General features: G+C 62.8%; 8 protein-coding genes. 3 read left to right on the forward strand and 5 right to left on the reverse strand.

Annotated elements, in window-relative coordinates:
* Positions 1–104: 104 nt before the first annotated feature.
* Entirely contained in the window at positions 105–1,052 is a 948-nt protein-coding gene (locus tag OOT46_RS29285) for a DMT family transporter (protein ID WP_265407159.1), read from the reverse strand.
* Positions 1,053–1,703: 651 nt separating this feature from the next.
* Between OOT46_RS29285 and OOT46_RS29290 the strand changes: the two genes are divergently transcribed.
* Genes OOT46_RS29290 through OOT46_RS29300 form a run of 3 tightly spaced genes read left to right on the forward strand, consistent with a single transcriptional unit; the run spans position 1,704 to position 4,404 of the window.
* Positions 1,704–2,825 carry a HesA/MoeB/ThiF family protein gene (locus OOT46_RS29290; RefSeq protein WP_265407160.1) on the forward strand — a complete coding sequence of 374 codons (1,122 nt, stop codon included), beginning with the start codon at positions 1,704–1,706 and terminating at the stop codon, positions 2,823–2,825.
* Between the two features lie 17 nt (positions 2,826–2,842).
* Positions 2,843–3,517, forward strand: coding sequence for a 2OG-Fe(II) oxygenase family protein (locus tag OOT46_RS29295; protein ID WP_265407161.1), 675 nt, complete (start codon positions 2,843–2,845; stop codon positions 3,515–3,517).
* The gene (locus tag OOT46_RS29300; RefSeq protein WP_265407162.1) at positions 3,514–4,404 is read left to right on the forward strand and encodes a DMT family transporter; all 891 of its coding nucleotides are present in this window, start codon (positions 3,514–3,516) and stop codon (positions 4,402–4,404) included. Before OOT46_RS29295 ends, OOT46_RS29300 begins: the two co-directional genes overlap by 4 nt.
* Before the next feature lie 140 nt (positions 4,405–4,544).
* Here the strand turns inward: OOT46_RS29300 and OOT46_RS29305 are convergent, their stop codons facing one another.
* Genes OOT46_RS29305 through OOT46_RS29320 form a run of 4 tightly spaced genes read right to left on the reverse strand, consistent with a single transcriptional unit; the run spans position 4,545 to position 9,388 of the window.
* Positions 4,545–6,056, reverse strand: a complete 1,512-nt coding sequence (locus tag OOT46_RS29305) for an aldehyde dehydrogenase (protein ID WP_265407163.1) — start codon at positions 6,054–6,056, stop codon at positions 4,545–4,547.
* A gap of 46 nt (positions 6,057–6,102) precedes the next feature.
* Positions 6,103–7,539 carry a DUF3138 family protein gene (locus OOT46_RS29310; protein ID WP_265407164.1) on the reverse strand — a complete coding sequence of 479 codons (1,437 nt, stop codon included), beginning with the start codon at positions 7,537–7,539 and terminating at the stop codon, positions 6,103–6,105.
* Positions 7,536–8,450, reverse strand: coding sequence for an ABC transporter permease (locus OOT46_RS29315; protein ID WP_265407165.1), 915 nt, complete (start codon positions 8,448–8,450; stop codon positions 7,536–7,538). Before OOT46_RS29315 ends, OOT46_RS29310 begins: the two co-directional genes overlap by 4 nt.
* Complete coding sequence (locus OOT46_RS29320) at positions 8,447–9,388, reverse strand: ABC transporter permease (RefSeq protein ID WP_265407166.1); 942 nt, start codon at positions 9,386–9,388, stop codon at positions 8,447–8,449. The genes OOT46_RS29315 and OOT46_RS29320 overlap by 4 nt, the downstream gene beginning before the upstream one ends.
* Between the last annotated feature and the right edge of the window lie 13 nt (positions 9,389–9,401).

A 9,401-nucleotide genomic window follows, 5' to 3' on the forward strand; every position in this document is an offset into this window, starting at 1 on the left:
GCAGAAGGTGCCTCAAAGCGTGGGGGCTTTACATCCCTAGCCCATAGGGGGTTTTGACAAGGGCCCCCGGGATCGAGGGTGAGAACCGAAACGGAGAGTCACAATCACGCTTGCGCTGTTTCAGTAACTTTCACTTTCCGGCTGGGCCATGTGGCAAGCACGAGTCCCAGTAGTGCCAGCGTTAAGGCCAGTGCATGCACCAGCCCAAAGTCCTCCCCGAGGAACAATACGCCGACGGCCGTGGCGCTGACCGGCAGCATCACCGTGAAGACCCCGGCAGACGCGGCCGGCACTTGCTTGAGCCCGGTCATCCAGAGCCAGACCGTGATCATGCTGGCCGCGACCGAGTAGAAGACGAGCAGGCCCCAGGCCGAGGGCGACACGGTGCCGAAGTCGAACTGCCACGCCAGGTAAAGGCCGAAGGGCGTGACCAGGGCCCAGCCCCACAGGTTGACCAGCGCGCTGATGCGCTTGGCCGAGACCGTGCCGGTCAGCTTCTTGCCGATCACGACATAGGTGGCCTCGCACCAGACCGAGGCGAACAGCAGCAGGTCGCCCAGCAGACCCTTGCCGGTGTGGCCTGCCTCGCCGCCGTCGCTGCCCCAGGTTTTGGCGGCGGCCAGCAGCGCAATGCCGGCCACGGCACAGGCGATCGCGAACTGCACCCGGCCGGTGATGCGCTCCTTCAGCAGCAGCCGGGACAGGATGGCCACCACCGCCGGAATGGCGGCCATGATGACACCCGCGGCCAGCGCCGAGGTCAGCGAGACGCCGAACAGCATGCAGACCGAAAACAGGAAGTTGCCGAAAAACGATTCCCAGAACAGCAGCCGGCGGTCGTGCGGCGACAGCGGCGCCTCGCCGGGCTGGCCTTTCAGCCAGCCGGCCATCGCGACCGCCCCGATGCCGAAGCGCAGCCAAGCCAACAGCAGGACCGGGAACACCAGCACCAGGATCTTGGAGAGGGCGACATAACTGCCGACCAGGGTCATGCTGGCGGCGAGTGCGGCGTAGGCGAGCCAATGGGAACGGTGGGAGACGAGGGCGGACATGGACGGCAGGGAAGGCAAGGCGGCCGCAGGTGCCCATCGCACGGATGGCTCCCATGGCGGCCGCGAGAGCGGCCATCATGCCGTACTTGCCCGGTGCCTGCAGGAGGGGACCCCTAGCTCTCCTCGTCCAGGAGCACGCCCCAGGCGGCACGCGCGAATCCGAACGCCTCGCCGGCGGAATGGGATATCTCGATATCTGCTTCGCTGAAACTTGCCGTTCCATGGGGAAAAGGGAATTTCGTGAGTTGCCCTGAATTTGCGGGAATCAGGAGGCGTTCGTGGTACGGTATTTGCATTAATGGGATTATCGGTGGGGGGCGGCTCTGAATATGTGAAAGCCGGCCATGAAGCAATACCGAAGAGTTGCGCCACAAAAGCAGAAGCCCTGTCCAGCGGGTGGGATTGACAGCACTGACAGGGGCGCTCATCATTAGCAGCGAGGCTGAGGCCTTCATCTCGGTATGTCGACCGTGATGCTTTTTAACAGGAGGAATGAATCATGCAATTCGAGAATCTTGAAGAGCGTGTGTCGGTTATTACCGAAGAATCTTCAATGTACAACGAAGGTGTAGAGCCCGACCTTGAAGATTGATTGTTGGTAAGTTTTTGAAAAGGCGATCATTTTGATCGCCTTTTTGTGTGAGGTGAGCAATGAGCGATATCCTGCCGGTCAAGCCCATCGTTAAGAGGTCGCACAACATCATCGTGGCGGAAAATGGGGATATATGTATCGGCGAGCTGCCGGAGAGTGCGAAGGTGATCCGGAATCCCGATCGGTGGGTGCCCCAGGTTTTGGAGAAGCTCGACGGAGAACACACCGTTCCGAGGATCGTGAAGGAAGTCAAATTGCTGCACGACTCGGTAGCTGCGGAAAAGATAGAAGAATTTATCGGCGCATTAAATGGTTTTGGTCTGCTTGAACCCGGAGAATATCAATCCCCGACGCTGACGTCGGAAGAGTTGGAGCGCTACAACAGGCAGATTCTTCAGTTCGGGCTTAAAGACAGAAAAACAGTGCCGCCAGCCCAGTACCAGGAAGCTCTGAAAAGATCCACCATCCTTATCTTGGGCATGGGGGGATGGGGGACATGGTGTGCGCTGAATCTGGCATTGTCGGGAGTGGGCAAGCTCAAGATCGTCGACGGCGACGTGGTTGAGTTGTCGAACCTGAACAGGCAGGTTCTCTATTCCGACGAGGACATCGGGGCCAAGAAGGTATTTGCGGCAAAAAAAGCAATCGCCCGCGTCAATGGAAGTGTCAAGGTGGAGGCTTATGACGAGTTTGTTGCCTCAGAAAAAGAAAGACTTGAGGAGTATATCGACGGTGCGAATTTTATTATCCTCGCTTGGGCCAGCCTGGGTTATTACAGGAAGGGAACGAATGAGGAGGCGGTCCATGCCATCGCGAGCGCGAAAAAGGTTCCCCTGATGGAGTTGGGTGGCGATCCGATCGAGATTTCCGCAGGCCCAATCTATCCAAATCAAGATGGCCTCAATCTTTATGCGGACCGAGACTTCAAGAGGGCAAACAGATTCTATAGTGAGAAAGAGTCGGTGGCGATGTTCCAGAAGGCCAGGATGAGGAATTCCTTCTTGAATGGAAGGCGTGAAGTCAATGCGTGGCAAAGTTCACCGTCTCTTTCCATCATGTCTGGAATCGTTGCAGACCAGGTGATCAAATATCTGACAGGCTACGACAGGCCGGAGTTGGTGGGGACTCGGTTCTTCATGTCGCTGAATGATTTTTCCACCAGAAAAACACGGCTGTTCTGACGGTTGGGGAGAGGGACGTGGACACGCTCCAACAATCATTGACCGAGCACGGCTACGTGGTTTTTGATCTGCGGGATCGCATGAACGAGGCGCTTACACAGCTGGAGCAGGCGGCCGAGGCGGCGCCGCTTGAGGATTGGACGCAGGTGATCAACAACAATGGTCGTGTTCAAGATCTTGCGTTGAACGACCCGGTACTCGTCAAGGAACATGCGCTGGCGCGTGACAGGCTGTTTGCAGGGGAATTCGCCTACAGTTTCAAGCGGATTGACTGCGCGGGGGAAGCACGGAGCGCCGCTTCAGAACAGGTGCGCAGCTTTCTCCGCTCGACCCTGTTTACCTCAATGCTGGCGGATCGGTTTGGAAGCGTCGTCACGGGAGGCGAGGCCGTCTATATCAACAAGTTCGAAGAAGGCGACTTTCTCACGACCCATTGCGACCGAGGTGCAGACATTGCGGTCGTGATCAGTTTGACCCGTGATTGGGACATGAACTATGGAGGATTGACGTTCATCCTGAGTCAGGATCGGACCCGCATTCTTCGTACGATTTCTCCTTCTTTTGGGGAGGCAGTCATCTTTGACACCAAGGGCAAGCCGACGCCCCACTTCGTCAGCATGGTCTGCGCTCCTCGTGGCCGCGGAAGGTCTTCTCTGGTGGCGCGGCTTCACATTGAGCGCATCAAGCAGTGACCATAATTGGGAATTCGCGTCGAACGTCGGCGGTTGTTGTTAAGCTGCTGCTGGTTGCTGCTATCTTCGGAATTAATTTTCCCGCTTCTAAATACGCCATTTCCTATCTCGGTGTCTGGGATTTTCGCCTGGTTTCAGCGCTGGCGGCGACGCTGACTCTTGTATTTTTCTTTCGGCGTGAGCTGGGGTTGCTGTTCGGCCGGAAAAAGGATGACCTCTTGAAGGTTTCCCTTTTGGCTGTGCCCAACGTATTTCTGGTTCCAACGTTGAACAATTATTCTCTCAAATTCACCAGTTCCTCGAACTCCTTGATCCTGATCTATTCGATGCCGATCATGGTTTCGGTTCTAACCATGATCAGGGAGAGGAAATTCAACCGGGATTCAGCGCTGGCCGCATGTATTGCGCTTGCTGCGATAGCCTGGCTTCTGGGTTTTCAAGGCATGGGGAAGGGCGAGGTGATCATCATATCAAGTGCCTGTGTCTGGGCGGTCGGTACGTTCCTCACCGGCTTTATAAAGCATGATATCCCCGCCGTCGAAAGCACGATGCTGCAATTCCTTGTTTCCCTTGTGCTCGTTCTGCTTTTCTACTTCTTCTTCGGTCGGCTTTCTTTTGCTGATTACAAAGTGCAGTGGTTGCCGCTTCTCGTATCGATTTTTGTCGGTGTGGTTGGGGGCGCTTATGTGTTCATATTGTGGTTTTCGCTGATTGCCCTCAAAGGGGCCGAGTATGTTTCCTATTCGTCGCTTCTTTCATTGATCTTCGGCGTGGTTTTTTCGAGTCTTGTGTTGAATGAGCGACTGGGGTGGGCGGTTGTTACTCCTTTGATGCTGATGGCGGTATCAGTGTGGATTGTCACGACAAAGAAGCGCAGCAGCCCATAAACGCTTCCCTTTTCAGAGGGTTGCATTGACCCGGTGCGAGGCTACCCGGCGGTATCAGCTGGTCGGGCTTCGCAGACAGTGCCGGGTATTTCTATCAAGCAGCCCAAGCCGGGCCAAGAGAACGGCTTTGTCGCGCAGATTCAGCGGCTTGCCGGCATGGCGATGCGCAGCCAGGTGGTCTTCAGTTCGGTGTACTTGTCAAATGCGTGCAGCGACTTGTCGCGACCGTTGCCCGATTGCTTGTAGCCGCCGAAGGGCACGGTGATGTCGTCCTCGTCGTACTGGTTGACGTGCACGGTGCCGGCGCGCAGGGCCCGCGCGACCCGGTGGGCCCGGTCCAGGCTGTGGCTCCAGACGCTGGCCTGCAGGCCATAGCTGGAGTCGTTGGCCAAGCATACGGCCTCGGCCTCGTCCCTGAAGCGGATCAGGCTCAGCACCGGGCCGAAGATCTCCTCCCGGGCGATGTGCATCTCGTTGCCGACGCCGTCGAACACGGTCGGCTCGACGTAGTAGCCGCCGCTGTCGATGCGGGCCTGCCGACCGCCGGTCAGGCAGCGCGCGCCGGCTTCGTGGCCGGCGTCGATGTAGCCGAGCACCGTGCGCAGCTGGCCTTCGTCGACCAGGGCGCCCATCTCGGTCGTGGCGTCGAGCGGATCGCCCGGCTGGTAGCGCGGCGCGAGGGCCGCGACCCGTTCGGCGAAGCCGTCTGCGATGCTTTCGTGCACCAGCAGCCGCGAGGGCGCGTTGCACGACTCGCCCTGATTGAAGAACATGGCGCCAGCGGCGGTGGCAGCGGCGCGTTCGAGGTCCTCGCAGTCGGGGAACACGATGAAGGCCGACTTGCCGCCCAGCTCGTTGTAGACCCGCTTCAGGTTGGAGCGGCCCGCGTACTCCAGCATGCGCCGGCCGACCCGGGTCGAGCCTGTGAAGCCGACCGCGTCGACCTCGGGATGCAGGGCCAGCGCCTCGCCGGCCTCGGGGCCGTAGCCGGGCACGACGTTGAAGACGCCCGGGGGCAGCCCGGCCTCGACCGCCAGTTCGGCCAGGCGCGGCGCGGTCAGCGGCGATTTTTCCGAGGGTTTGAGCACCACGCTGTTGCCGCTGGCCAGGGCCGGCCCGAGCTTCCAGGCGGCCATGATCATCGGGTAGTTCCAGGGCACGATGGCCCCAATCACACCCATCGGCTCGCGCGTGATCAGCGCCAGCGCCTGCGGCCCGGTGGGAGCGATCTCGTCGTAGACCTTGTCGATGGCCTCGGCGTACCAGGCGATGCAGTTGGCCGCGGCCGGCACGTCGACGCTGCGGCTGTAGCGGATGGGCTTGCCCATGTCCAGCGTCTCCAGCAAGGCCAGCTCGTCGCGTGCGGCGACGATCAGCTCGGAGAAGCGGTGCAGCACCTTCTTGCGGGCGGCGGGCGCCTGGCGCGCCCAGCGGCCGTCGTCGAAGGCGGCCCGGGCGGCCGCGACGGCGCGCTCGATATCGGCCGCCCGGCCGCGCGCGACCGTCGCCAGGCGCCGTCCGTCGATGGGCGAGTGTTTCTCGAAGCTCGCGTCATCGGCGGCCCAGGCGCGCTGTCCGTCGATGTAGAGGCGACCGTCGGGCTGCAGGGCCGCGGCGCGGGCGTGCCAGTCGGGGGTGGGCGGGGTGTTCATGCCAGTACTCCTCGGAGAGGGGGGTGTGCGCCGGCCACGGCGGCGGTCAGAAGCTGACCAGCACCGAGGCGCCGAACAGGTGGTTGGACTTCTTGTACAGACCGCTGTCCTGGTCGAGGAAAACCGGCACGCTGGCCCGGTCCAGCCGGTACTCGGCCCTCAGTGTGGTGTTCAGGTTGAGCAGGTAGCTCGCGCCCACGCTGAGGGCATAGCGGTTCGCGCCCTTCTCGGGGTCGCCGCCGGGTGCTGGGCCGATGCCGTTGTGGTCGTCGGGGGCGCTGTAGCCCAGCAGCCCACCGCCGTTTTTCTCGTTGTTCAGGTAGTCGAGCCGGGCGATGCCTTCCAGGCGCGGCGTGAATTTGTAGGCGGCCAGGCCCGACAGGCCCCACCAGCGCGAGTTGCGCAGCTCGCCGCTGTCCGGGTCGGGCGTGACGGCGGCGTCCTTCTGGGTGCCGAAGGAGACCTGGCCCTGCACGGTCCAGTCGCCGCGGATGAAGTAGGCGTCGAACTCGAACAGGTGGACGGCGGAATCGGGCTGTTTCACCGCCTCGCCGGTCTCCGCATCGACGATGTTCTCGCTGAAATTCGCGGCCTTGCCGTGCACGCCCGCGAAGCCGAAGCCCTGGAACTCGCCGCGCGCGTAGTCGACCCGGTAGGCTAGCACCGGCGTCTTGTTGCCGGGGGTGCGGCGGCTGGCGTTCATGTTGGCCAGCATCAGCTTGCTGATCCACTTGCCGCGCGTGATCTCCATGCCGGCACCGGTATAGGCGGTCGGCAAGGTGAAGTCGAACAGCAGGTTGTGGGTGATCAGCTTGTTCTGCGGCGCCGGCAGGTATTCGTAGCCCGACCAGTCGGGCACCTGCCCGGCGATGACGCGGGTCTGCAGGTCGGTCAGCGGGATGGAGACCGACGCTTCCTGGATGATGGAGCTGCCGTCGAAGACCGCGCCCACGCCACGGTTGGGCGCCAAGGTCAGGCGCCAGCGTGTGTTGCTGTCGGTCTCCTTGATGAGGTCGAGCACGGCCGCGCCGAAATACGAGTTGTCGTAGGCAAAGCCGCCGTTGTCATCGTTGACCCGGTTGAGGAACTGGAAGCCCGAGCGGTCGGCGCGGTGGTTGTAGATGAAGGTCGGGTCCATGTAGCCGCTGATCTTCAAACCCTTGAAGCCGTAGCGTTCCTGGTTGTCTTCGAGGGCCTCGGTCTTCAGCGCGATGCGGTTGAATTCCTGCTGCTGCTCGGGTGTCATGCCGGGCGCGGCCGGCTCGGCTCCCGCGGGCGGCGCCGCGGTCGCTGCGGCGCCGCCGGCCGGTGTGGCGGGGGCGCTGCGGGCCTCGTTGTCGCGCACCTTGCGCTCGAGCTCATTCACCCGCTCACGCAGTGCCCGCAGCTCCTTGAGCAGTTCCTCGTTGGTCTGGGCGGGCGCGAGCGGGGCGAAGCCGGCCGCAAGGGCCGCCACCAGCGCAGTGTGCTTCCACGGTGTCATCGGTAGTCCTCCTGGTCTTGTGACCTTCTGACGGGAACAACAAGCAGATCCAGTGAGCCGGAAGCACGCTGCAGCGCCGCAGCGGCGCGTTGGCGTTCACGCTCGGTGCGTGCGATCAGGTAGCTGGCGAGCAGCACGCCGACGGCAACGATGGCAATCAGCACGCTGGCGACCGCATTGACGCTGGGGTCCAGGCCCAGGCGGGCGCGCGAGAAGATCACCAGCGGCAGCGTGGTCGCGCCCGGCCCCGAGAGAAACGCCGACAGCACCACGTCGTCGAGCGAGAGCGTGAAGGTCAGCAGCCAGGCCGAGGCCACCGACGGCGTCATCAGCGGCAGCGTGACGAGCCGGAACACCTGCGCCGGGCGCGCGCCCAGGTCCATCGCGGCTTCCTCCAGCTGCGGATTCATCTCCTGCAGCCGGGCCTGCAGCACCACGGTCGCGTAGGCCATGCCGACCAGCAGGTGGCCCAGCCAGATCGTCATCACGCCGCGCTCGGGAACACCGAGCAGACGTTGCATCGAGACCAGCATCAGCAGCAGGGACAGGCCCACGATGACCTCCGGCATCACCAGCGGCGCGCTCACCATGCCGGAGAACAGCGTGCGACCGGTGAAGCGCCGGTACTTCACCAGCGCGAAGGCCGCCAGGGTGCCCAGCACCGCCGCGCCGCAGGCGGTCAGGAAGGCGATCTGCAGGGACAGCCACACGCTGCGCAGGATCTCGTGGTCGCTGCTCAGCGCGGCATACCACTGGAGCGTGAAGCCGGCCCACTGGTTGGCGATCGGCGAGTCGTTGAAGGAGTAGAGCACCAGCGCCGCGATCGGCAGATAGAGGAAGGCGTAGCCGGCCAGCAGCCAGGCGCGCGGCAGCAGGCGGTGAAGCCGCCGGGACCGGTGTGCAGACCTCATCGGCCGCCCTCCCGTGCCTGCGCCTGGTAGCGGCTGAAGAGGGCCAGCGGCACGATGATCAGCAGCACCATCACGACCGCCAGGCTGGAGGCCATGGGCCAGTCGTTGTTGCTGAAGAACTCGTCCCACAGCACCCGGCCGATCATCAGGGTCTGCGGGCCACCGAGCAGCTCGGGGATCACAAACTCGCCGACGCAGGGGATGAAAACCAGCATCGAGCCGGCGATGATGCCCGCTCTGGACAGCGGCACCGTGACCCGCCAGAACGCGACCCAGGGTGTGGCGCCGAGGTCCTGCGCCGCCTCCAGCAGCCGCACGTCGAGTTTGGCGAGATGGGCGTAGAGCGGCAGGATCATGAAGGGCAGGTAGGTGTAGACCATGCCCAGCACGAGGGAGAAGGGCGTGTTCATCAGCTGACCCGGGGCCGGGATCATGCCGGCCGCCGCCAGCAGCCTGTCGATGCCCAGCGCGGCGAGCGCCTGCGCCACCCAGCCGTGTTCGCTCAGCAGCCCCTTCCACGCGTAGACGCGCAGCAGGAAGGAGGTCCAGAACGGCAGCATCACCAGCATCAGCAGCGCCGGCTGCACGGTACTGCGTGCGCGAGCCATGAAGTAGGCGAAGGGGTAGCCCAGCCCCAGGCAGATCAGCGTCGTGACGGCGGCGTACTTCAGGCTTGCCAGGTAGGCGGCGAGGTAGAGCGGGTCCTGCGCGATGTAGAGGTAGTTGCCGAGCCGCAGGCTCAGCTGCAGCCTGCCCTCGGCATAACGCCACAGGTCCTTGACGACCACGGTGTCCATCTCCGACACGCTGATCTTCAGCAGGATCAGGAAGGGCAGCAGGAAAAACAGCAGCAGCCAGGCGTAGGGCAGGCCGATGACGGCCAGGCGCCCGCGCCGCGGGGCGCTGCGGGGCTGGGGGGGCGAGAGCGGTGGCTGCATGGGCGGGCCTACT

It is taken from the genome of Aquabacterium sp. A7-Y (assembly GCF_026153205.1).
Lineage (GTDB): Bacteria > Pseudomonadota > Gammaproteobacteria > Burkholderiales > Burkholderiaceae_C > Caldimonas.